The 23,306-nt window shown below is 68.7% G+C and carries 19 protein-coding genes; 10 read left to right on the top strand and 9 right to left on the bottom strand.

All coding sequences use genetic code 11. The annotated features are described in order from the left end of the window. Positions 1 to 40: 40 nt before the first annotated feature. The 3 genes from ABT297_RS00370 to ABT297_RS00360 are packed head-to-tail and all read right to left on the bottom strand — an operon-like array spanning position 41 to position 3,860. Entirely contained in the window at positions 41 to 2,542 is a 2,502-nt protein-coding gene (locus tag ABT297_RS00370; RefSeq protein ID WP_502885463.1) for an FtsX-like permease family protein, read from the bottom strand. Then, a complete protein-coding gene (locus ABT297_RS00365; RefSeq protein WP_350542938.1) occupies positions 2,539 to 3,261 on the bottom strand; it encodes an ABC transporter ATP-binding protein in 723 nt (240 codons plus the stop codon). The genes ABT297_RS00370 and ABT297_RS00365 overlap by 4 nt, the downstream gene beginning before the upstream one ends. Further along, the gene (locus tag ABT297_RS00360) at positions 3,258 to 3,860 is read right to left on the bottom strand and encodes a PadR family transcriptional regulator (protein WP_350542936.1); all 603 of its coding nucleotides are present in this window, start codon (positions 3,858 to 3,860) and stop codon (positions 3,258 to 3,260) included. Before ABT297_RS00360 ends, ABT297_RS00365 begins: the two co-directional genes overlap by 4 nt. 129 nt (positions 3,861 to 3,989) lie before the next feature. Here ABT297_RS00360 and ABT297_RS00355 point away from each other — a divergent pair, with 129 nt between their 5' ends. The 5 genes from ABT297_RS00355 (at position 3,990) to ABT297_RS00335 (ending at position 9,967) form a co-directional block, all read left to right on the top strand. Next, positions 3,990 to 4,508, top strand: coding sequence for a SigE family RNA polymerase sigma factor (locus ABT297_RS00355; protein WP_350542933.1), 519 nt, complete (start codon positions 3,990 to 3,992; stop codon positions 4,506 to 4,508). 35 nt (positions 4,509 to 4,543) lie between these two features. After that, complete coding sequence (locus ABT297_RS00350) at positions 4,544 to 5,995, top strand: WD40 repeat domain-containing protein (protein WP_350542931.1); 1,452 nt, start codon at positions 4,544 to 4,546, stop codon at positions 5,993 to 5,995. Positions 5,996 to 6,215: 220 nt separating this feature from the next. After that, complete coding sequence (locus tag ABT297_RS00345) at positions 6,216 to 7,694, top strand: DUF2142 domain-containing protein (RefSeq protein WP_350542929.1); 1,479 nt, start codon at positions 6,216 to 6,218, stop codon at positions 7,692 to 7,694. 181 nt (positions 7,695 to 7,875) lie between these two features. Then, positions 7,876 to 9,021: a DegT/DnrJ/EryC1/StrS family aminotransferase gene (locus ABT297_RS00340; RefSeq protein ID WP_350542927.1), complete on the top strand. Its 1,146-nt coding sequence runs from the start codon at positions 7,876 to 7,878 to the stop codon at positions 9,019 to 9,021. Next, positions 8,987 to 9,967, top strand: coding sequence for an NAD-dependent epimerase/dehydratase family protein (locus ABT297_RS00335; protein WP_350542925.1), 981 nt, complete (start codon positions 8,987 to 8,989; stop codon positions 9,965 to 9,967). Before ABT297_RS00340 ends, ABT297_RS00335 begins: the two co-directional genes overlap by 35 nt. Before the next feature lie 150 nt (positions 9,968 to 10,117). Here the strand turns inward: ABT297_RS00335 and ABT297_RS00330 are convergent, their stop codons facing one another. Beyond that, positions 10,118 to 10,732, bottom strand: coding sequence for a hypothetical protein (locus tag ABT297_RS00330; RefSeq protein ID WP_350542924.1), 615 nt, complete (start codon positions 10,730 to 10,732; stop codon positions 10,118 to 10,120). Further along, positions 10,729 to 12,708, bottom strand: a complete 1,980-nt coding sequence (locus tag ABT297_RS00325) for a hypothetical protein (RefSeq protein ID WP_350542922.1) — start codon at positions 12,706 to 12,708, stop codon at positions 10,729 to 10,731. Before ABT297_RS00325 ends, ABT297_RS00330 begins: the two co-directional genes overlap by 4 nt. Before the next feature lie 498 nt (positions 12,709 to 13,206). Between ABT297_RS00325 and ABT297_RS00320 the strand changes: the two genes are divergently transcribed. From ABT297_RS00320 to ABT297_RS00305, 4 genes are all read left to right on the top strand, one after another. After that, on the top strand, positions 13,207 to 14,676 hold the full coding sequence (locus tag ABT297_RS00320) for a hypothetical protein (RefSeq protein ID WP_350542920.1): 1,470 nt from the start codon (positions 13,207 to 13,209) through the stop codon (positions 14,674 to 14,676). After that, positions 14,657 to 15,901, top strand: coding sequence for a glycosyltransferase family 2 protein (locus tag ABT297_RS00315; protein ID WP_350542918.1), 1,245 nt, complete (start codon positions 14,657 to 14,659; stop codon positions 15,899 to 15,901). The genes ABT297_RS00320 and ABT297_RS00315 overlap by 20 nt, the downstream gene beginning before the upstream one ends. Before the next feature lie 2 nt (positions 15,902 to 15,903). After that, the gene (locus tag ABT297_RS00310; RefSeq protein ID WP_350542916.1) at positions 15,904 to 17,706 is read left to right on the top strand and encodes a hypothetical protein; all 1,803 of its coding nucleotides are present in this window, start codon (positions 15,904 to 15,906) and stop codon (positions 17,704 to 17,706) included. A 98-nt stretch (positions 17,707 to 17,804) separates the two neighbouring features. After that, positions 17,805 to 17,987, top strand: coding sequence for a hypothetical protein (locus ABT297_RS00305; protein WP_350542914.1), 183 nt, complete (start codon positions 17,805 to 17,807; stop codon positions 17,985 to 17,987). Between the two features lie 164 nt (positions 17,988 to 18,151). On the opposite strand, the gene ABT297_RS00300 is transcribed toward ABT297_RS00305, so the two are convergent. Genes ABT297_RS00300 through ABT297_RS00285 form a run of 4 tightly spaced genes read right to left on the bottom strand, consistent with a single transcriptional unit; the run spans position 18,152 to position 21,907 of the window. Then, the gene (locus ABT297_RS00300) at positions 18,152 to 19,375 is read right to left on the bottom strand and encodes a glycosyltransferase family 4 protein (protein WP_350542912.1); all 1,224 of its coding nucleotides are present in this window, start codon (positions 19,373 to 19,375) and stop codon (positions 18,152 to 18,154) included. Further along, the gene (locus ABT297_RS43100) at positions 19,360 to 19,845 is read right to left on the bottom strand and encodes an acyltransferase (protein WP_502885462.1); all 486 of its coding nucleotides are present in this window, start codon (positions 19,843 to 19,845) and stop codon (positions 19,360 to 19,362) included. Before ABT297_RS43100 ends, ABT297_RS00300 begins: the two co-directional genes overlap by 16 nt. Beyond that, positions 19,842 to 20,810 (bottom strand): Gfo/Idh/MocA family protein, encoded by a 969-nt coding sequence (locus ABT297_RS00290; protein ID WP_350542910.1) that lies wholly within the window; start codon positions 20,808 to 20,810, stop codon positions 19,842 to 19,844. Before ABT297_RS00290 ends, ABT297_RS43100 begins: the two co-directional genes overlap by 4 nt. Next, positions 20,807 to 21,907 (bottom strand): DegT/DnrJ/EryC1/StrS family aminotransferase, encoded by a 1,101-nt coding sequence (locus ABT297_RS00285; RefSeq protein ID WP_350542908.1) that lies wholly within the window; start codon positions 21,905 to 21,907, stop codon positions 20,807 to 20,809. The genes ABT297_RS00290 and ABT297_RS00285 overlap by 4 nt, the downstream gene beginning before the upstream one ends. Before the next feature lie 303 nt (positions 21,908 to 22,210). Here ABT297_RS00285 and ABT297_RS00280 point away from each other — a divergent pair, with 303 nt between their 5' ends. Next, on the top strand, positions 22,211 to 23,257 hold the full coding sequence (locus ABT297_RS00280; RefSeq protein WP_350542906.1) for a lysylphosphatidylglycerol synthase domain-containing protein: 1,047 nt from the start codon (positions 22,211 to 22,213) through the stop codon (positions 23,255 to 23,257). Positions 23,258 to 23,306 lie beyond the last annotated feature (49 nt).

Raw genomic sequence — 23,306 nt, 5'->3', positions numbered from 1 at the left:
CAGACGGAGACCCGTGCCCACGGCGCCACAGTACTGCACATCAGCCGGCCGCACCCGAGCGCGCCTGTTCCGGTCGCCCGCCGGTGGGCAGCGCGGCCAGGATGGTGGCGAGCACCGGCGGAACGGCGACGACCAGCAGCAACGCGAGCCACGGCGTATGCCAGTCGACCTCGACGTTGTAGGCGACGTAGCCGGCGGCCGGTCCGATCCCGGCGGCCAGACCGAGCGGGATGGCCAGACCGGCGATCAGCACGGCCTGGCCGGCCCGGATGCGCCGGCGGATGCTCGGCGTGGCACCGACGGCGACCATGGTGGCCAGGTCGCCGCGCATCTCGACAGCCGCGAGCCCGACCGCGACCGTGCTCGCGATCGCGGTGACGATCGCGCTGACCGCGGCGAGGACATAGAAGATCGTGCTGGTCTCGCTGACCGGCCGGCCCCGCGCGGCGATCACGTCCGGCACGATCGGCGCACCCGGTACCCGGCTCGCGTGCACCTGCGCCTGTAGTAGTAACTCCGTCGCGGCGGCAAGCTCGGCCGGGCGTGGCGGTCGGACGGTGTCGACGACGACGGCGTCGACCGCGGTGGTGAGGCCGAACCGGCGTGCGGTGTCCGGCGAGACGAGCAGGCCGGGAAGGGCTGTGAAGTAGGCCCCGCTGGCGGCGACGTTCGCCGGAAGCACGTGTTCGGCACCCCCGTCGGAGGCCAGGGTGACCCTGCCACCGCTGACCAGCGTGTCGTTGAACGCCACCGCACCACCCGCGCGGAGCGCCTCCGACTCCGCCGGTGTCGCCGCGCGTCCAGCGACCAACTGGATGATCTCGTCGCCACCGACGGCGATGCCGCGCTGCTCCATGGCGGCCAGTACGGCGCCGTCTGCAGTGCCTTCGATGTGCGAGCCCATTGGGATGAAGACCCGGCCGCCCGGCGAACCGGTCACGATCTCCAGCCTGATGAGACTGCGGGTGGGCAGGGCCGACCCCAGGCGCCGCAGACCGTCCTCGCCCAGCAGATCCGCCGCCTCGACCGGCAGCATCACCTGCCCTGGGCGTGCCTTCTGCTGCGAGGGTGTGCTCTGCCCCCGCGCGTCGCCGACGAGCGTCAGCGCCACCGTTCCGGCGAGTGCGGCGGTCACGGCGGCTACCGCCGACGCGGTGCGCAGGTAGTGCCGCGCCGCGTGACGGGTTGCCAGCCGGGCGGCGAGCGGCAGCACGCGCGCGGCACGGCCGGCGCCGCGGCGCACGAGCGCCGGTATGACGGCCACGATGCCGGCGAGCAGTGCGACGCCGCCCGCCGCGATGAGTTCCGGCCGCCCGTCCGGATTCGCGGTGTACCACAGCACGGCCGTCCCGGCGGCCGCGCACAGCAGCCCACCGGCCAGCCAGCGCAGGTCGCCGGTGGAGCGGGACCGGTCCGCGCTGGTCTCGGCCCGGACCGGACGGTTCCCGGCGGTACGCGCCGGAAGGTATGCGGCGAGCAGGCCGATCACGACCACCAGCAGCGCGACCGCCGCGACCGGCACGGGCGGGATCGCGGCGTCGATCAGCGGGTGATCGGCGATCCGCTCGATCACCGGCCCGGCCAGCGCGAACGTCAGCAGGCCGAGCACGACGCCGAGCGCCGCGGCGGCGGCGCCGAGGACCAGGCCGGCGGCGAGGACGACCCGGCCGACCTGGCGCGACGTGGCGCCCACCGCGGACAGCATCAGCAGCTGCTGCCGCTGGCGTCGCGCGCCGATCGCGAATGCCGCACCGGCGAGCAGGACGACCTGCGCGCCGGCGAACGCCACGACGACCGTCGTGGCCGCGGCCTCGATCGCCCGCTGCCGGGTGTCGGGCCGCATGTCTGCGCGGTTCATGTAGCTCAGCCCGGGCACGTCGGTGCCGGGCGGTTGCCAGGATGCCGAGTCGCCGGGCAGGGCGACGAGCAGTTGCCGGCGCGCTCCGGCCGACAGCGGATCGTTCGCGGACACGATCAGCGCTGGGCTCCGCAACGACCTGCTCAGGTCGACGACACCAACAACGGTCAGCTGCCGCATCGGCATGCCGGCCTCGATCTGCCGGCCGACGCCGACGTGCAACTGCCGGGCCAGCGCCGTGGTCAGCGCCACCTCGGCGCTGCCCTGCGGCGCCCGACCGGCTCGCATGACGTACCGCCCCTCGGCGATCACTCCGGTGACGTCGACGGCCTCGTAGTCGTAGGCGCCCAGCCCCTGCGGGGTCCGCACCACGGTCCGGCCGTCCGCGACCGGCTCGGTGCGGCTGCCAGCCGGCAGCGACGCGGCCGCGCTTTCCAGGTTGTCCGCGCCGACCAGCAGGTCGGCCCGGCCCAGCTTGAACGTCGCCTCCTGCGCGGACGTGCCGCTGAGATTTCCCCACGAGACCACGAGAACAACGGCCGCATATGCCGGCACGAAGAGCATGAGCAGGATCAGGGTGTTGCGGGTCTTGTTCCGCCACATCGAGCGGCGAGCGATGCGCAGCGCGACGCGCCACGAGCCGCCGTGCCCCGACCTGGGCCGTGGCGATGCCGCCGCACTCACGAGGCGCCCCCGAGCAGGTGCTCGACCGGGACGCGCGGTCCGGTGGTGTCGATGAGCCGGCCGTCGCGCAGGAAGATGGTGCGATCGGCCCAGCCCGCGTACCTCGGCTCATGCGTGACGAGGACCCCTGCCGCGCCGCCGTTGACCCTGCTGCGCAGGACCTCCAGGACCGCCTCGCCGGTGCGGGAGTCCAGCGCGCCGGTCGGCTCGTCGGCCAGCACCAGCCGTCGCTCGCCGATCAGCGCCCTGGCGATGGCGACCCGCTGCTGCTGCCCTCCGGACATCTGGTCCGGGAACCGATGCGCCAGTTGAGCGATACCGACCTCGGCGAGCGCGGCAAGCGCTTCCCGCCGGGCGACACGGGCGCTCAGGCCGGCCAGTTCGCGCGGCAGCGCGACGTTCTCCGCCGCGGTCAGGTCCGCGACGAGATTGAGGTTCTGGAAGACGTAGCCGATCCGGTCGCGCCGCAACCGGGCCAGCTCGGTCGCGGTCAGGCCGCCCAGGTCGATGCCCTCCACGGACACCACCCCGGACGTCGGCAGATCGAGGCCACCGGCGATCGCGAGCAGCGTCGACTTGCCGGATCCCGACGGGCCCATGATGGCGACCAGTTCACCCGCGCGGACCTCGAAACCCACCGCGTCGAGCGCCCAGACGTCCTCATCGCCGGAGCGGAAGGTCCGGCTCACATCCGCGAACCGCAGCACGATGTCGCTCACCGTTTGCCTCCCGCCGGCGGCTGCTCCGCGACCGGCCGGCGATCCGCCGGTGCCGGCGCCGGCGAGCCGGCTGCCCGCCTGCGGCGCAACACCGTGGCCTCGATGTGGTCGAGCCAGCGGAGCTCACTTTCCAGGGCGAACATCAGGTGATCGAGCATCAGCATCCAGGCCGGCTCCTTTTCCGGATCGGCGCGCCGCCGCAGATCGGTGTAGTCACGCATCTGGCGCATCGACTCGACCCGCTGAGCCTGGACGATCCCGGTCACGTCCGCATGCGGCGTGGTCACGGCGATGGCCAGCTTCATCGCCAGTTCGCTGCGTGAACGCTCCGCACCGGTCACCGGCGTGGCGAACCACTCGGCCAGCGCCGCCTGACCATGCTCGGTCATGGCGTACATCGTCCGGCCCTCGTCGTTTTGTCCTACCGTGTCGACGAGGCCATCGCGGTGCAGCCGCTCCAGCGTCGTGTAGACCTGACCGACATTGAGCGTCCACATTCCCCCGGTCCGCGTGTCCAGTTCGGTCCGCAACTGATAGCCGTACTTCGGACCATCGCTGAACAACGCCAGCAGCCCCCAGTGCACCGCACCTCTCCGCATGGCGGCCACCTTACCAAGTAACTAGTTACTCAGTAAGTCGGTCGCGCGGGCGGCGATTTCGCGAAGTTTTTCGCCGGAGGCCCCTCCTCAACCGCCGCGCTGGGCGTGTCTGATGGCGAGGAGGGGGCGGTGGATGCGGAGGACTCGTTCGCGAGTTACGTGCGGGACCGGACTGCGGCTTTGTCGCGGATCGCGTATTTGCTGACCGGCGACAAACACCTGGCCGAGGACTTGGTGCAGGAGACGTTGCTGAGCGTGGTCGGCCGGTGGCGGCGAATCGCGGCCGGCGGCGACCCGGACGCTTACGTGCGGCGAGCCCTGTACCACCAGCACATCTCGTTCTGGCGACGCGGTCGGCGCCGGCCGACGCTTGTGTACGAACCGGCGGACCGGCCGATCTCCGACCCGACCGCGACGGTCGCCGACAGCCTGACGCTGCGCCGGGCGCTGACCCGGTTGGCGCCCGGCCAGCGCGCCGTCCTGGTGCTGCGCTTCTACGAGGACCGCACCGAGGAGGAGGTCGCCGAGATCCTCGGTTGTCGCGTCGGGACGGTGAAGAGCCAAACCCGGGACGCGTTGGCCCGGTTGCGCAAGTTCGCACCGGAACTGGTCGAGCTGGACTTTGCGAGGGCGGAGGTAGGACGTTGACACGAACCGGGTCTGAACAGCCCAAACTGCAGCTGATGCTGGCGGCCGAGGCCGACCGCATGCCGCCGGCACGTGTGCCGGAGGACCTCTGGCTGCGTGGGCGACGTCGTCACCAGCGCCGGATCGGCGGTGCCGTCGCCGCGGTGCTGGCCGTCGCGTTGGCGCTACCGAGCATGCTGGTGCTCGCCGCCGGGCCATCGCCGGTGGCCGAGGCACCCGCAGACGCGGCCGTGCCGGCACGGGTGTACGACCCGTTGCCCTGGCAGGCGCCCGTCGCGCAGTCCCCCCGGGGTCGCGCGGCGGTACTGCTCAGCGGTTCCGGCAATGGTCTCGGCGGGCATGACTGGCCGTGGACGTACGGGTCCAAGATCGCTGCGGTGGGCCGCGACGGGTCGTACCGGATGCTTCGGTACGCGGACACCTACCTGCAGGTCGGCCAGCAGGTGCGGCTCTCGCCCGACGGCCGGTACGTTGTCGGACCGGACTCTGTCGAGGACCTCGTCGTGCTGAGGCAGGTGCCAGGGCGACTGAGCGTCGTCGACCTGACCACCGGGCGTGCGCGCCACTTCGAAAGGCTACCCGCCGACGTTCCGGTGGCCTGGCGGCCCGACAGTGCGGCGCTGGTGCTATGGCGCCAGCCGGAACGACCCCTGAACGAGAACGAGGTGACGCCCCCGTTCGACGGCAACGAGGGAAAGCACGGCTACGCCGGCGGCTCGCTGTGGCTGCTCGACCTGGCCACCGGGGGCAGCCGGAAGGTCCTCGACCTCGGCGCGGCGGTGTTCGACCCGATCAACTCGGTTGCTTTCACTCCGGATGGCCGCCACCTCGCCGTTCAGCTCGACCGGACACTCGTCCTCGTGAACGCCGCCGACGGCAGCTCGCGCGCGCTGGCCACCCTCGGCGCCGGGCAACGCCTGGCCGGCACCGGTGCGTTCACGGCCGACGGCTCGAGGCTCGCGGTGCTCGAGCTTGACGGCTGCGCCGTGGCCTGCACCAGCGCCGCGCGGAACCAGCGACAGTGGCGGCTGGTGACGCTTGACGCCGGCACCGGCCGAGCCGGACCGGACGGCGGGTTCGACCGGGTGCCCGGCGCGGCGGTGCGGGTGGTCGGCTGGCAGCGGGACGGCACCGCGGTAGTCGTTGCCTACCAGGATGAGCACAACCCCCATTATGATCGAGATCCGTCGATAGATCCGCCGGCAGGGTACCGAACCGTCTCCAAGGCCGACCTGCTCGCGGTGCGGCCGGGCGGCGGCACGACCCAGCTGATCCGTCCGGAGTACGTATTCATCTGGGACATCGACGTCGCGCACGACCTGGTGGTCGACGGCCGGTTCGGCGGTCCGTCCCCCGCACCGGCGGCGTTCCCAGCCGCACGGTGGCTCTACTGGCTGGTGCTCACTCCGACGACCGGGTTGCTCCTGCTCGTCGCGGCTGTCGTCTGGTGGTGGCGGCGCGTACGTCGCCGGCGTCCGGCTCGGTAGCGGGGCGAGGATGCTAACGCTCCGTTGATGGTCAGTTCGGGTGGGCCGGACGACCCGGTTCGATGCGTCGCGCGTCGTCGCCGAGGTGTGTTCACGCGCAGTTCACTACCGGCTACGTGGTGCGGCCGACGTGCGTCCGACGCGGCAGACCTGGCCTCGCCGCGGACGTGAACCCGCCGCAGAATCGATCACCACCCTTACAGGGTGTAGCCTGTCCCGCGTGCCGGTGAGACGAGTCTTTGCCGTGGCGTTTGTCGGCTTTTTCCTCCTCGCCGCCGCCTGGGCGCTCGCCCTGCCCACGAACGGAACGTATGACGAGCACCAGCACCTCGTACGAGGCTATGCGGTATGGAGCGGGCAGTTCTATCCGCAGGGACGCGGTGTCGACGACGCCGGCACCCCCGCCGAGGTCGTCGACGCACCGCGCAGTCTGCTGCCGGAGAACGTCAACTGCATGTGGCGTCCCAAGCCGCCGAAGCCCGCGTCGTGTCAGCTTCCGGTCACCGACCGCACCAACGGGCCGATGCCAACCACTGCCGGCCTGTACAGCCCGGTGTACTACCTAGCCGTCGGCCTCCCGCTGCGCCTCAGTCCCGACTCGACCGGCCTGGTCTTCGCCCGGCTGCTGTCGGCGGCCACCTCGGCGCTGCTGCTGGCGGCCGCCGCGGCCGTCGCCGCCCGGCGGGGCAACAAGCTGTTGTTCGCCGCCCTGGTGCTGGTGAGCACCCCGTTGGCGATGAACCTCAACGGCTCGATCAATCCCAACGGACTGGAGATCAGCGCGGGTGTGCTGCTGTTCACCGCGCTGCTGGCCGCGTTGCGTTCGCCCGCCAGACCACTGCTGATCCTTGCCGGCGTCGCCGCGGCGTTGCTGCTGACCGTGCGGAGCCTCGGCCCGGCCCTCTTCGCCTTCGTGGTGCTCGCCTGCGTGCTCTTCGCTGGACGCGGGCCCGCCCTGGCCCTGCTGCGCCGGCGCGACACCCTGATGTGGTTCGGCGGGCTCAGCGCGGCCGGCGTGGCGTTCTGCGCGTTCTGGCTGCTCAGCTCGCGCGTCACGGACGTTGTGCCCGACCGAGGGCTGGAGCTTGGCATCGGCGCCATCCTGAAGGGGATCGCCACCACACGTGGCGAGTTCTATCTACGACAGATCGTCGGTCAGTTCAGTTACGGCGAGACGCCCGTTTCGCCGGTCATGATTCTGCTGTGGTACGTGCTAATGGCGGCGCTCGTCGTCCCGGCGATCTGGCTCGCGAGCTGGCGCGCCCGGCTCGCGATCTGCGGCATCGCGGTGGTCAGCGCGCTGCTGCTCATTGGTCTGGAAATCCATTTCGTACCGCTGCGCGGCTGGTACGCCCAGGGCCGCTATGTGATGCCGCTCGCCGTCGGAGTGGTCATCGCGGCGGCGTATGTGGACGGCATCGCGGCGTGGCTGACGCGACGCGGCTGGCTCGACTTGGTAGCGCTCGCGCTCGTGGTCATCACGGTGCCGCTCGACCTGTACGCGCTGGCTCGTGTCATGACGCGCTTCCAGGTGGGCATCAACGCCGGGCTTCAGCCGTTCGGGGGCTCGTGGCAGCCGGCGAGCGGCCCGGTGTTGCCGTTGCTGGCGTGCTTGGTGGGTGGGCTGCTACTCACCTCCACGGTGCTCGTGCGCGCTGTCCGCCCCGCCGCGGAGCCCGAGAAGGTCAGCGTCGGCTGATGACTCGTCCAGCCGCGTTCAACGCGCCGATGATCAGGTCTTCGGCGGGCGAACGCCGGCATTCACAGATCTTGGCTCCGGGTCGCGTCGGCGGGCCCGGCACGCCTAGACTCCAGCGGGACCTGCCCGTCCGCACCGGCTGCTGGCAGGACAAACTGTGTGTAGCACGATGGGAGTGATCGTGACGGAAGTCATCGCACTTGGTCAACCTACGGTCGGGGACGCGGAGCTCGAGGCCATCGCCGAGGTGCTGCGCAGCGGTTGGCTTGCTGGTGCGGGCCCGACCTGCGCGCGGTTCGAGCAACGGTTCGCGGCGGTGGCGGGTGCGTCGCATGCACTGGCCACCACCAACTGCGGCGCGGCGTTGCACTTGGCGATGCTGACGCTCGGTGTCAAGCCGGGCGATGAGGTCGTGGTCGGGGACTACACCTTCCCGGCTACCGGTCACGCCGTGATGTACGGGGGCGCGAAGCCGGTGTTCGCGGACGTGCGTCCGGACATCTGGACGATCGATCCCGCCGCCGTGGAGGCGGCGATCACGCCGAAGACGGTGGGGATCATTGCCGTCGACGTGGCCGGCCAATGCGCGGACTACGACGAGCTGCGTGCCATCGCGGATCGTCATGGCCTGTTCCTCGTCGAGGACGCGGCCTGCTCAGCGGGCGCGACATACCGGGGCCGGGCGGCGGGCAGCCTGGCCGACGTGGCCACCTTCAGCTTCCACGGACGCAAGGGCATCACCGCAGGCGAGGGCGGAGCGTTTGTCACCGACCGGGAGGACCTCGCCGTCCACGCTCGGAAGCTGCACACGTACGGGATCGAAGGTGCGTTGAGCCGCGAGGCGAGTCGCGAGCTGCCGATTCCATCCTTCGACGAGCTCGGCTACAACTACCGCATGTCAGACGTGGCCGCCGGGATGATGCTCGCCCAGCTCGATCGGCTCCCCGATCTGCTCGCCGCCCGTCGCCAGGTCGCGGCCCGCTACGCCGAGCTGCTGAAGGACTTCGACCTGGTCACTCTTCCCGCCGAGGCTCCCGACCGCGAGCACAGCTGGCAGGCGTACATCCTGACGCTCGACCCGACGGTCAACCGTGGCGAGGTCGCGCTGCGCCTGCGTGAGCGCGGCGTCCAGTGCAACTTCGGCACATACGCATCGCATGTTCAGCCTCTCTACGGCGCGAGTAGCGCCTGCCCGGTGTCGGCCGATATTTTTGCGCGGCAACTGGCTATCCCCATGCACGCCAATCTGACCGACGCGCAGGTCGAGACCGTCGCAACCGCGGTGCGTGAGGTTGTCACCGCTGTCCGTTCATCCCGAAGTCTCTGAGGAGCTTTTGACCATGTCCAACGATCGGACCGTGTTCTTCACCGGCGGCGCTGGTTTCATCGCCCAGCACACAATCCCGTTGCTGTTGGCGAAGGGCTACCGGATCCGGATCTTCGACAACATGGCGCGAGGCGACCGGTCGGCCGTCAACGCGCTGGTCGAGACGGGTAAAGTCGAACTCGTCGAGCAGGACGTCCGTTACGGCGGTGCCGTACACGCGGCCATGAAGGGCTGCACCGACGTCATCCACTTCGCGACGGTGTCGATCAACAAGAGCCTGGCCGACCCCTACGAGTCGATCGACATCAACATGGTCGGCAATCACAATGTGTTCGCCGCCGCGGCCGACCATGGTGTGCGCCGAGTCGTGTTCGCGTCCTCGGCCTCCGTGTACGGCGACCCGCAGAAGCTGCCGATGCACGAGGATGATCGCCTCAACCCGCTGACGCCTTACTGCATCTCCAAGCGCGCCGGCGAAGACCTCCTCGCGTTCTACCAGCGCCACAAGGGCCTCTCCTGGAACGCGCTGAGGTTCTTCAACGTATACGGCCCCGGTCAGAAGATCGAGGCTTACTACACCAGCGTCATCAACACCTTCATCCAGCGACTCCGTTCGGGCCAGGCTCCGGTCATCGACGGCAAGGGCGAGCAGTCGATGGACTTCATTCACGTCACCGATTTGGCCCGTTCGGTGGTCGCCGCTCTGGAGAGCGAGCGGGACGGCCTGCCCTTCAACATCGGCACCGGCGTGGACACCTCAATCGCGCAGCTGACGAAGATCCTCATCGACGCGGTCGGCGTGGACGTCGAGCCGATCTTCAATGGCCGTGAGGTGCTGGTCAGCCGCCGGGCGGCGGACATCACCCGGGCCCGCGAGGTGCTCGGCTGGGAGCCGACCATCACGGTCGAGCAGGGCATGCGCGAGCTCGTGAACATGACGGCTTAAGCGGGCGCCGGAAGTCGTGTCCGTAACTCGCCCGAGCTGATCGGTGTGGGTGTGCGAAGGCCTCGTCGAGTTGGATTTGGTTACCACACAAGTCCAACCACGACGAGGCCTTCACCATATGCGCCTCTAAATCTTCAAGGCATCAATCATCTAGCGGGCCCACCGCTGGACGAGGTCCTGCGCCACCACCGCGGCGAGCGCCGCGCGGGCCGCCGGATCCGTGGGGGCGACGAACGTCCTTGTGTCATCGGCCCCGACTTCCTGCGTGCCACTGATCGTTCGCGGCGGAGTCTCGACCAGTACCGACACATAATCCTCGCCGATCCGGAATCGCAGCTGTCCGGTGTTACCGACGCACGTCTCGTCGCCGATCCGCACGGGCGCCGCGGTGGCCAGCGGGCGGGTCATGCACGCCGACATCAGCCGGCCACCGTTGTGCTGTTCGTTGTAGATGTAGATGTTGAGTTGCTGGTCACCGCTGAGCTTGTGGTCGGTTGGAAGCAGCCTGTAAAGGCAGCGCTGGACGTTGTCGCTGACCCGACTGGCTCCCCGCTGGCCGACGGGCTTCATGGCGGGCCAGCCGGCACCACGAAGCGCAGGCGTCAGCACGGACAACATCGTCCGCGTCGTGTAGGCAGAGCATGCGTCCTTCTTGAGCGCCGCCGCCGTAAGCGGTCCGGTCTGTTGCTGCGCCGGCTTACCGCAGCCAACCAGCAATGACCCGAGCAGAGCGGCGGCACCGACGGCCATCCCGAGCCGCTTCACGACCGACCTCGCAAGTCCACGATCTCCAAGTCCAGGGCAGGGTATTGGGTCTGTATCCGCCGGAACATTTCCAGACTTATCGTGTCGTCGACCAAGACCCGGTAAGGCGTCGAAGAGGTCATGAAGAACTCGGCCATCTCCGCGTCGCTGGTGGCCAGCCACGGATAGCCCCAGTAGAAGACCGACCAACTCGCCCGATAGTTGCGCTGCAGGGCGGCGGTATACAACGTCGCCCAATGGCTGGCATCACGATTGCCGAGGTCGGCGCGGGAGCCGAGCTGCACCCAGGTCAGCCGGCCGTCGGCTTTGGGGTAGAGCTGGATGGTCTTCACCGTCCCCTTACCGGCCTGCCAGATGGCGTTGCGCTGCTGGAAATGCAGGCGACCCGATCCGGCCGGCGCGTAGAACTCCAGATCGGTGACGCTGACGAAGAGCGCGATGGCGAGGATCCAGGCATACGCGACGGCGATGACGCGGCGCGCTGCGAAAGCTCGGGCCGCCGGACGCAAGATCAGCAGGGTTGAGCCCGAGCACACCACCGTGACGAGAAGCATCTCGTGGAACAACTTGTCCACGTAGTAGGTCTGCTGGGTGCGCCCGATGAGCACCTGGTACCCGAACATCACCGCCGCCGGCGACGCCGTCAGCAAGAGGAGCGCGACGACAGTGCGCCAAATCGGCGAATGGCGCTGCCACCTGAGCACCGGCGCGGCGATCACGATAAGCAGCCAGAAGATGACCACCTGTCGCGACACCTTGGTGATCTCGCCCGGAAGCAGCAGCCGTTCACCCACGCCAGCAGGACTGAGGACGGTATTCACCACCGGCGAGACCGCGGCCAGAGCAAGAGCGGCCAAGGCGACACTGACAGTGATGATCCACCGCTGCGTCAGTTGCCGGCGCGCGCGGATCATCCAGACGAGCGCGGCGGTCAGCGCGAACGGCAGGAACAGGAAGTACGTGAACGAGACGGCTACGACCAGCGCGGCGACCAAGACGATCTGTTCTCGGATGCGGGCGACGGGCCGGACGACGATCGCGGCCAGTATCGCGAGCATCGCCCAGCCGGCCATCTCCGACGGAAACCCCCGAGTCAGCAGGGTGATCGGGTCACCGAAGCAGAGGTAGCCGGAGATCGCGGCGAGGAACGGCAGCGCGACCCAGTCGCCCAGCAGCGGCCCAGCCACCCAACGGGTGGCCCACAGCGTGGCCAGGCACAACACCACGAAGGTGCCGATGTCGAGCGTGATGAGCAGCCCGAACGACGCGACCGCGTCGCTGCTGTCGGCGCCCTGCGGCATCACGTTGGCCAGCAAGGCATAGATGAAATGGCTACCCTGCGGGTAACTCTCGTAGCCGGCATCGACGTTCGGCATCGGCACATCTCGATGCATGAACAGAAATCCGCCGACGCTTCGGATCGTGTCGTAGATGGTGAAGTGCCGGGCCAGATCGCCGCCCATGGCGAGGATGCTCAGCCGCCCGGCGAAGTCTTGACCGAGAAACGGCCGCACGGCGAAGCCCGCGCACGCGAGTGTGCCACCGAGAATGGCGAGTGCGGGCCAGCCAAGGCCCGCCGTCGGGAACTCCGGTCGGCGCCGGGCCAGCACAGCGGCCAGCACCAGGCCGGTCAGCGCCAGCGCGGAGGATGGGACCGGCCGAAGCGTCGCCGTCCATAGCGACAGGCCTAGCCCTACCGCGCAGGTCAACCCGACCAGCAAACCGAGGGCCAGGACCAGCCGGTCGAGGATGTTCCGTCCGCTCCTGATCAGGGAGGCCGTCGCAACCCAGATCAGCAACGGCAACAGCCAGCCGACCCCGAGGGCCATGCAGAGCACCGGAATGAGCCACGCCGCCGCGACGAGAGCGGCGACCACGCCGACGAACAGGGGGCCCGGCAACCGCCCGGCGCGGCGCTCCCCGTTTGACGTCGAGTGAGACTCTCCGGTCCTCATGTCTTCGCCGGAGCTGATCACACCTGGTCTCACATTTCCCGCCCAGATGTGTACTGGCAAAACCGGATCTGGTTGCAGCGGAGGTCTGACACGACCCGGGATTTTACACTACGGGGTGCATCGCGCTGGGGGCGGTGCATTCGACTCGCGGCCTAGTAGAACGCATCGTGGCCGACCCCCTCTGCTTTCGCAAACAGATGGCGAACGGCTGCTCTTCCACCGACCATTTCCGCCCTTTGGGCATCGTGCAGGCCATCCTGTCCTGCATTACGTGGCCAGTCGCTCCGCAGGACGAAATGGCGCATAGAAGAACCTGCGGCCCGAGTCCAGCCCACGACAACCTCCGGGGGTACATCGCCAGGCACTTCATGCGGTACCGTGCGGTTCGCGTCCGTGCCGACCGGCACCGGGCGCGTCGACATACCGAAACCCCCTGGGACGAAGACTGTGCCAGTACTCCCCGATAGCACGTCAACGCCTGCCGCCAGATCGCCCGGCCTCGCCGTTTCACATCGGTCGATGGATGGGGCGGGCCGACGGCCTTCCTGGGTGCTGGCCGGGCCTCGCTGGGCCGGCCTCCTGATCGCGACGCTGCGTCGCCACCGCGGGCTGGCCGGCCTGCTCCTCATCGGCATTGCCGCCCGGCTGCTCCTCGCCAAGGCGTACTCGCCGGCGCTGTGGTTCGACGACTACCGGAACTACCTGCGCGAGTCCCATCCCCTCACTCCGGGCAACTGGCACCCGGCTGGTTACTCGGCCTGGTTGAGGGTGCTGATGCCGTTGGGTGACCTTTGGACGGTGACGGCCGCTCAGCACCTCCTCGGGTTGACGCTGCCCGTGGCGGTGTACGCCATGCTGCACCGACGCGCCGCGCCGCGTTGGCTGGCACTCGTCGCGGCGGCGCCGTTGGCCCTGGATGCGCGGGCGATCGTGCTGGAGCACTACCTGATCGCGGATTCACTGTTCGCCGCGCTGCTGGTCGGCGGCCTGGTGCTGCTGCTGTGGCGGGACAAGCCGAATATCTGGCTCAGCCTGGCCGCCGGGCTCCTGCTCGGCGGCGCGACGCTGGTCCGCGTCATCGGCCTGCCACTGTGCGCCCTTGCCGGCGGTTACCTGCTGGTGCGCTGGGTCGGTTGGCGGCCGCTGCTCGGCTTCGCCACCGCGATGCTGGTGACGCTAGGCGGTTACGCTGTGTGGTTCCACTCCCACCACGACGAGTACGGGCTCACCGGCTGGAGCGGGCGCTTCCTGTACGGGCGGACAGCCGGGATCTCCGACTGTGACCGGCTGAAGCTCACCGAACAGGAGCGGAGACTGTGCCCGGTGCAACCGCTCGGCCAGCGCCCGGAACGGCCCGACTGGTTTGTGTGGAGCCCGGATAGCCCGGCGCAGCGCTATCCCGACGAGCCGCTGCTGAAGAGCTTCGCCGTCAAGGTGATCACCCAACAGCCGGGTGACTACGCCTTCACAGTCACGCGCGACGTGGTGCGGTACTTCTTCTACCCGGACCGGCGCCTGGGCCCGAATACGCAGTGTCTGGACGCCTACTGGGACCTGGGAAAAGTCGTCAAAGGTGTAGACTGCTTCCCGCACGTGGCGGCCGATGGCTCCACTGAGCCGGCCAGCCTCCAGAGACCCAGCAGCACCAAGTCCCGCACGGCCTTCCGATGGTATGCCGCTGTGTTCACGCTGCCGTTCCCGGTCCAGTTCCTGTTGGTGGTGGGCATCGCGGTGGCGCTGGCGTGGCGGCCGCGACGCCCGGGCTGGTCGTATGGAAGCGGCGCATTGCTGCTGGTGGGCTGCGGCCTCGCCATCATTACGATCTCCTTCGCTACATCAATGTTCGAACGACGGTACGGGCACTCGGCCAGCCCCTTGCTGGTCATGGCAGGCGCTTTCGCCTGGCTGCGCGTGCGGGCGGCGACCCGCCCCGCGCCGGATGAGCCCGTGCTTCCCGAGAGGAACCTGGATGCCGACACAACAACTTGAGGTCACCGTTCTCCTCCCCTGCCTCAATGAGGCTGAGACGTTGGCCGTGTGCGTCAGCAAGGCGCTGCAGTCGCTCACCGAGCTGGGCGTGGACGGCGAGGTGCTGGTCAGCGACAACGGCTCGACCGACGGTTCCCAGAAGATCGCGGAGGACTGTGGCGCCCGGGTCATCCAGGCCCCGATCCGTGGATACGGGGGTGCGCTGCTGGCCGGCATCGAGGCGGCGCGCGGCCGGTACGTCATCATGGCGGACGCCGACGACTCGTACGACCTGGCCAACCTCAAGCCGTTCATCGACGCGCTGCGGGCCGGCCATGACGTGGTGATGGGCAACCGGTTCCGGGGCGGGATCGCCCCGGGCGCGATGCCACCGTTGCACCGGTACCTGGGCAACCCGGTGCTGTCCTGGCTGGGGCGGTGGTTGTTTGGTCTGAAGCACGTGAAGGACTTCCACTGCGGCATCCGAGGCTTCCGCCGGGACCGGATCGAGCAGCTGCGACTCTGCATGCCCGGCATGGAGTTCGCCTCCGAGCTGGTGGTGCGCGCGGCGCTGGCCGGCTACGACATCGTCGAGGTGCCGACCACGCTCGCTGTCGACGGGCGCAGCCGTAAGCCGCACCTGCGCACCTGGCGGGACGGGTGGCGGCACCTGCGCTTCCTGCTGGTCATGGCGCCTCGCAAGGCGCTGGTGTGGCCAGGTCGGGTGATCGGCGTGCTCGGCTTGATCGCAACGGTTCTGCTGGCGATCGGGCCGGTGCGGATCGGCAGCACCGAGTTCGACATCAACGCGCTTGTGTATGCCTGCCTGGCGGTCATCATCGGCACGCAGCTCGCGCTGTTCGGCGGTTTCGCCCAGCTCTACGGGCGCGACGTCGGACTCGTCACCGATCGTCAGGTTGGCCGGTGGGCCCGGATGCTGCGGCTGGAGACCTGTGCCGCGGTGGGCATCGTGCTGATCCTGGGCGGCCTGGCCGGCACGGTGGCCGCCGTCAGCAACTGGGGGCAGCACAACTTCGGGCCGCTGGACCCACGGTCCACGATCCGTCTGGTGCTGCCGTCGGCGACAGCTATCGCGCTCGGCGTGGTGACCATGTTCTCCGGTCTGCTGGCGAGCTTGCTGACCCTGCGGGGGGCCGGGGTGCCGCAGGCGGTCGCGGGCGCTCCCATCCCGCAGCCCCGAACGGCCGCCGATGATGATGCGGCACTGCATACGACGGCGAGGTAGCGGTGTACGAAGCAACGACTGCCGCGGCCCGTGAGGAGTCCACTGACGGGCCCAACGCCGACGTGACCGGGCCAGCCGAGAGCGAACCGGCCACGGTCACCTCCGACGCGCACCGACCCGGCCGTCCGCTCGTTCTGATGCTGGCCCTCGTCGGCGGGTGGCTGGTGCACGTAGCCTGGCGGATCTACCTCTCTCGCAGCGTGCCGTACGTCACCGTGCACCCCGATGAGGACGGTTACCTGATCGCCGCCCGGGTGTTCGCGGGCGGTCCCGGAGGCGTGTCGGTCGGCGAAGGTGCGTTGTTCCGCCGCGTGCTGTATCCGCTGCTGATCTCGCCGGCCTACTGGCCGACCACCGAGCCGTTCACCGTCTTCCGAAACGTGCAGGTGATCAACGCGCTGCTCAACGCGTTGACGTTCCCGCTGGCCTACCTGTTCGCCCGCCGGGTGCTCGACGTTCGTCGGGTGCTGGCGCTGGTGGCGGCGTTCGCCGTCGCGGCGCTTCCGGCGGTGGCGTACTACAGCGAGTTCGCGATGATCGACACGATCCTCGCTCCGGTCGCACTGGGCTGGTTGATCCTGCTGCACGTGGCGTTGACCGGCACGAACTCACGCCGGGCACTGCTGGCCGCGGTCGGAAGCGGCGCCTTTGCCGGTTCGATCTACCTCTCGCACGCCCGCGGCACGGTGCTGGTGGCCGTGCACGTGTTCGCCGTGCTCCTGCTCGCGGTGCTGCGGCGGTTCGCGTGGCGGCGTGCCCTGCTGGCCGCTGGCAGCGCCGTCGTCGTGGCCGCCCTCGACTTCCCGCTCAAGGCGATCCTCGGATCGGCCATCTCGATCGGCAACGCGGGCGTTTCCGAGTCCCGGCTCAAGGTCCACCTCACCACCGTCGACGGGCTGGTGACCACGGTGTGCCGGGCGATCGGCCAGATGTGGAGCCTCATGGTGAGCGGGTGGGGGCTCAGCGGGGTGGCCGTGGTGCTGACGGTCGCATGGCTACTGCGCCGGCGCGACACCGATTGGCAGCGGTGGGCGGTGCTGGTCACCGCGCTGCTGGCCAGCGTGGGCATCGCGTTCATCTCGGCCGCCGGGCTGCCCGACGACCTGCGTATCAATCACCAGGTTTACCCGCGGTACCTGGCCTTCCTGGTGCCGGTGTGGACGCTGGCCGGCATCGCCGCGCTGCTGAACGTCGGCATCCGACGGGCGGCGTTGCGGGCGGCGGGCGGCGCGGCGGCGGTCGTGGCAGCCGGGTTCATAGTGCTGGCCTACGACGGCCGGCACATGCCCCAGGAGTACTTCATCGCCTGGGACGCGCCGGAGACCTCGTTCCTCAGCAACACCTACACGCACCTACGGGTGGCTGTCGCCACCGCCGCGGTGCTGGGACTCTTGGCGGTGTTCGCGGCCATGCTGGCCCACCGCCGGACGAGCCAGGTCGCCCTGGCGATCCTGATCCTGTTCAACGGCGTCGCCCTCTACACGATCACCGAACGGATCAGCGAGCCGCGATCGTCCGCCGAGTACCAGGACGTGCCCCGCCTGATCCGCGACATCGGGGTCAAGCCGGGTGAGACGGTCGGCTATTACGCCGGTATGCACTACATCGTGCGAGGCCAGCACGAGCGCGAGATCTACTGGACGAGGCTGCAGTACTTCACCGATCTCCGGCAGCCACCACCCGGCGTCGACCTTGTCATCGCCCCGCTGGACCGCAACAACTCGGCGGCGAGCTTCTCGGAGGGATCCGAGTGGCACCTCATCGGCGAGGACCGCGTCCATCACTGGGGCGTCTGGCGACGCTGATCGGCCGTCATGTGGGCCCTCCGGTCGGGGGGCCCACACGGCATTTCCGCGCCTCCCGCCCCCGTCGACGGGCAGTGCGTCGGTATGGAGGGTCGGCGTTGTCGGCACTGCGCGGCGGGAGTTCCCGGCCGCAGCCGGTGCGGGCCTGGGTTACCGCTGGCGTCGGGTTCCTGGCCTGCGTCATCTTCGCGGCCGGGACGTACTTCTCACCGGGCCTCTACCTCAACGCCAGCAAGGGAACCGCTTACGTCAAGGGCTACTTGCCGGCCATACGTGGGTGACGCGCTGGCTCAGACGCTGCGCCGATACCCGCACTCCGACGGCTAAATCGACCTCGTGTTGTTCACGCCCGGCGACGCGGACCCCAACAGCGTATGGGAGGTCTCCGTGCTATTGGCTCGTCTTGGTGGATGAACCATCTAGCGGAGACCTCTCCGTTTATCGATCAACGACGCGTCGACACGTCGCCATCAGCTGACCGGCTTCGATGCGGGGCAAGCTCGTCCAGCGTGGTCAGGTGCTGGTTGATCACGGACGAGATCTGGAACTTCTCCTGCACCAGACGCTGACCGCCCACGCCGACCGTCGCTCGGGCGCCGGCCGGATCGGCGAGCACCTCGATGATCGCATTAGCTAGGTCCTCGTCGTCGCCTGGCTGGGACAGGTAGAGGTGCTCGCGGTCGACGAGTTCCACCCCGGGAAAGTTGTCGGCCCGGACCGCCGCCACCACCGGACACCCGGCCGCCATGCTCTCCAGGCTGGCCGTGCCGAGCCCCAGACCGTCGAGGTCGTGCGTTTCCACGTCGGCCGCGGCCAGATAGTCGGGGATCTCCGCCTTGGGCACCGCGCCGACGGTCCTGATCGCATGCCGGACGCCAAGCTGGTCGGCCAACCGCAGGAACGCGTCGTAATGGATCGCGCCGAGCACGACCACCACCGCGTCTGGGACCTTCTCGAGCACGCGAGGCAGCGCCCGCACCAACCGCACCCGGTCTCGCAGCGGAATGACGTGCCCAATTGACAAGATCATTGGCCGGCCGACGAGCCCGAGCCGCTCGCGCACCTGGGCGCCGTCGCCCCGGCTGATGTCGTCCACGTTCACCCCGACCGGGATGTAGCTCAAGCCGGAGATCGCCCGGCGGTAGCGCTTCTGGATGTACTTCTCCATGTGTACATCCATCACGACGAATCGCGGCTTGAACCGCCGCAGGATCGGTGCGACAAGCATCGCGTCGAGGGCCTGGAAGCCGTACTTGAAGAGGCCCCTCGGACTTTCCAGCCGGGTGTGCACCGACAACAGCGTGGGGATGCCCCGCTTGCGCGCGTAGAGCCCGCTTGCCCACGTGAGATCGAAGAACTGACCGTGCTGATGGATGACGTCCGGAGCGAACTCGTCGAGGATCGTGCGGATGCGTCGCGGCAGCGAGGGGCGGCTGCTGAACCCGATGTCGAAGCTGATCGGCAACGGCAGTTTCGGCAGCGTCCAGCCGGGCAGCCGCACGACGCGGTATCCGCTGCGGGTCTCGTGTTCCGGCGCGTCCTTGTAGCTCACCGTCAGCACGAGCACCTCGTGACCGGCGGCCGCATATCCCCTGGCGAGGGCGTCAGAAAGGTGCGCGCTGCCGCCGACCCGAGGAGGAAAGAAGTTGTTGACTACTGCGACACGCATCCGCTGTCCTCCTTGACCGGGATGTAGCTGACATCCGCTCCATCGACGGCCACCGTGGCCACCACCTTGGCTGGGACACCGACGACCATGGCACCAGGCGGCACGTCGCGGGTAACGACGGCTCCGGCGCCAACCACAGCGCCGTCCCCGATCGTAACTCCCATCAGAACGGTCGCGTTGGCACCGATGAATACCCGGTCGCCGATGCGCACCGGTGCCCGATCGATCTGCGGGTATTCGCGCCCGGAGACGCACCGACGCGCGGTCGAGTGGGTGTAGATCTGCGCTCCGCAGCTGATGTCACATCCGGCGCCTATGGTGAGGCCGCCAGAGCCATCGATAACCGTAAAGGCGCCGATCCACGTTCCTTCACCGATGACCGGATCACCGCTGACCCACGCGTGCGCGTTGTACGGGTTTGGTGGGAATCCGTGCTCGGACATCCCGACCGCCGCTGCCGACGGTGTCACGGCTGGCCATCCTGCAGCAGCCGCCCAACGACCCGATGCGACGGCAGGATTCTGCTTCGTTCGACGTCAGCGTCGACATCGCCGGCGAGGATGTCGAGGAAGTGATCCAGCTGGGCAGCCAGTGGCTCTCGCCCGGTCGTCAGCTCGGGAATCTCGATGATGCTCTGCTGGCGGTAACCGCGCCCGTCCGGGGTGGCGGCGTCGAGCGAGACGTGCCGGTAGATGGTCACGTCCCGGCGTAGCAGGTCCACCTCGACGAGACGGTCGACCTCCGCGATGGTCAGAGCCCGCGTCTTGCGCTGGCTGATGCGGCTGGCGGACACCGTCGCCAGGCCGCCCGCCGCGAAGCTCATGACCGCCTCGGCCACATCCTCCGCCGCGGTGACCGACTGCGGGTGGAAATGCCCGAGGGTGCCGTGCACCCTGCTCGGCTCCGCTCCACCGAAGATCTGGATGGTCAGGTCGACATCGTGTACGAGCAGGTCCCACGCAACCCCGGTGCGGATGCGCGGCGCGTACGGCGAGTGCCGGATGGCGGCCACGTGGACCGGTTGGTCGACCAGCGCCAACGCCGTCACCACGGCAGGGTTGAACCGTTCAAGAAGACCGCAGACCAGCGGCAGGCCGCGCTTCTCGGCCAGGTCGACGATCTCCTCGCTCTCGGCCAGGCTCGCGCAGACGGGCTTCTCGATGAGCAGCGGCTTGTCTGCGGCGAGGATGTCGTGGGCAACGTTGTAGTGGTGCTCCGTCGGAGCCGCGAGAACCACGGCGTCCACATCGTCGAGGTCGCCCAGCTCCGGCGTCCACTGCGCGCCGAATCGGTTCGCGACACCCGCCCCGGCCTCTCGGTTGGGGTCGACGACCCGCACCAGATCGCAGCGCTCGGACTGGAAGAGAACCCGTGCGTGCAGGGAACCCATCGAGCCGGTTCCGACCAGGACGATCTTGGGGCGTGCCGCGCTCATGCCGTCACCACCGCACGCACGCTCTCGATCACCTGGTCGACGTCGTCGTCGGTCAGGTGCTGGTGCACCGGCAACGACAGGCACCGCGCAGCGACCCGCTCGGCTACTGGCGCCGGATCAGGGATCACGTTGGCGTTGGCGGCGTAGCACTCGTAGTCGTACACGACCTTGGGGTAGTAGATGCCGCAGCCGATGCCGCGTTCGTTCAGCAGCCGCACGATCTCGTCGCGGGCGCGGGGCGACTCGTCGGTGATCAGCACCGTGTACTGGTGCCACACGTGCGAACGGCCGAGCAGCTCGGTCGGGACACGCACGCCCGGGAGGCCCTGCAGGCCGGCCGAGAGCCGAGCCGCGTTCTCCTTGCGCCGCTTCACCAGCTCGTCGTAGCTCGCCAGCTGCGGGATGGCGAGCGCCGCCTGCAGGTCGGTCAGCCGGTAGTTGTGGCCGGCCATCTCGTACTGGTAGCGCTGCCGCATGCCCTGATTGCGCAGCACCCGAAGACGGTCCGCGATCTGGTCGTCGTTGGTGGTGATCAAGCCACCTTCGCCGGTTGTGATGTTCTTCGTGCCATACAACGAGAACGTGCCGATGCCGAAGCTGCCCGCGCCGCGCCCACCGATCGTGGCGCCGTGCGCCTGGGCGGAGTCTTCGATAAGGGCCAGGCCGTGGCGCTGCGCGGTCGGCGCGATCCTCTCCATGTCCGCGGTCTGCCCATACAAATGCACGGGCATCAGTACCTTCGTCCGCGGGCCGATCGCGGCTTCGAGCGCCTCGGGATCAATGCAGAAGTCGTCTTCCCGGATATCGGCGAACCGAGCGACGGCTCCGGCCTCAAGGATTGCGTTGAGGGTCGCGACGAACGTGAACGGACTGGTGATCACTTCGTCACCCGGCCGGAGGTCGAGTGCCTGGACAGCCGCGACGAGCGCGGTTGTGCCGTTGTTCACTGCGATCGCGTGTTTCACACCCACGAACTCGGCGAACTCGCGCTCGAGGCGAGCGACCATCGGGCCTTGAGCCAGCATGCCCGAGCGGATCACCTCGATAGCGAGACGCTCCGCTTCCTCGCTGATACGGACTGAAGAAATGGGGATCACTGCGAAACTCCTTGGCCGGGGTTGTGCCGCGCGGGACTCTACTACATGTTGTTGACCTCGGATCTCCCATGGCCAATCGGCACTTTTCTCACAGAAACGACAAAACCGGCCCATCTTCTGGCGAGAGTAGGCACCAAGCTCACTGTCTGTAGTGCCCAAACCGTGAGGTTGGGCGGAGTGTAAACATCATTGACGGGGCAGGGGTGCCCGCCGCCGCCTCTGGTGACTACACTCGGCACGTTTGGGCGGCTGCCCCGGTCCGGGCGGCAGACGCCTCAGCGAGAAACGCGGAGGCCGAATCCTGTGGTGAACACCGTTGCGACGGTAAGCGCGGCACCCCAGCCCGCACGCCCGGTATCGAACGCACGACGAGTCATCGTTGCCGCGCTGAAGATCTTGCTCGCGATCGCTATCGCCGCGTTCATGGTCTACGCCGTCGTTACGCAGTGGTCCCAGGTCCGTCAGACCTGGCTCGGCCTGGCATGGCAATCCGTGCTGCTGTCCTTCGTGGCGCTCATTCTCGGCATGCTGGCCAACGTGATGGCCTGGAAGGCGAGCCTGAAGGACCTCGAGCACGACGTACCCTTCATCTCCGCATCCCAGATCAACTTCATCGGCGCCCTGGGCAAGTACCTGCCCGGAAGCGTGTGGGCATATGTGATGCAGATGGAGCTCGGCCGCCGTGCCGGGCTGCCACGCGCTCGCGCGTTTCTGGCTTCGGTAGTCACGGTCGGCCTCGGCACCACCGCCGCTCTCGGCCTCGGCACGCTCGCGGTGCCGGCGCTGATCAGCAGCACCGGCGACAATGAGACCTACGCCGAGCCGGTAAGGTTCGCTCTTTACGCCATGATCGCGCTGCTTCCAGTCGCGATCATCTGTGCCGTTCCGCCGGTGCTGACCCGTCTCGTCCAGCTGCTCCTGCGCCTGCTGCGACGGCCGCCACTCACGCATTCGCTGACGTGGTCCGGCGTGCTCCGGGTCGTCGGGTGGGCGGCGATTGGCTGGATCTGCTTCGGGGTGCATCTCTGGCTGCTGGCCAACGCACAAGCGGCGCCCGGCGTGAATGGTCTCATCCGCTCCGTCGGCGCCTTCGCCCTCGCGCTGACGATCAGCCTGTTCGCCATCTTCGCGCCGTCCGGACTCGGCGTACGCGAGGCCGTGCTGGTAGCCGCCTTGGTGCCGGCCCTGCCCGCGCCCAACGCCGCCGGAACTGCCCTTGGCATCGCGCTCGCGTCACGGATCCTGTTCGTGCTCGCGGATGCGTTGACCGCGGCGGGAGCCGCCGTTTCGATCGCGGTCAGGCGTCGGACCCAACAGCGTTCGGAGCCCGTAGCTGAGACATCGTCGTGATCCTCGCGGGATGCGAATCCCGCGAGGATCACGATCGCGCGTCGTGCGA

The organism is Dactylosporangium sp. NPDC000555, assembly GCF_040300025.1.
Lineage (GTDB): Bacteria > Actinomycetota > Actinomycetes > Mycobacteriales > Micromonosporaceae > Dactylosporangium.
This window is presented reverse-complemented; position numbering and strand designations above follow the sequence as displayed.

Excerpts from the sequence above, each read along its gene's own strand:
- ABT297_RS00290 (WP_350542910.1), bottom strand. The coding sequence starts at position 20,810 with ATGAGCGCGGCACGCCCCAAGATCGTCCTGGTCGGAACCGGCTCGATG.
- ABT297_RS00300 (WP_350542912.1), bottom strand. The coding sequence starts at position 19,375 with ATGCGTGTCGCAGTAGTCAACAACTTCTTTCCTCCTCGGGTCGGCGGC.
- ABT297_RS00320 (WP_350542920.1), top strand. The coding sequence starts at position 13,207 with ATGGATGGGGCGGGCCGACGGCCTTCCTGGGTGCTGGCCGGGCCTCGC.
- ABT297_RS00315 (WP_350542918.1), top strand. The coding sequence starts at position 14,657 with ATGCCGACACAACAACTTGAGGTCACCGTTCTCCTCCCCTGCCTCAAT.
- ABT297_RS00350 (WP_350542931.1), top strand. The coding sequence starts at position 4,544 with ATGCTGGCGGCCGAGGCCGACCGCATGCCGCCGGCACGTGTGCCGGAG.
- ABT297_RS00360 (WP_350542936.1), bottom strand. The coding sequence starts at position 3,860 with ATGCGGAGAGGTGCGGTGCACTGGGGGCTGCTGGCGTTGTTCAGCGAT.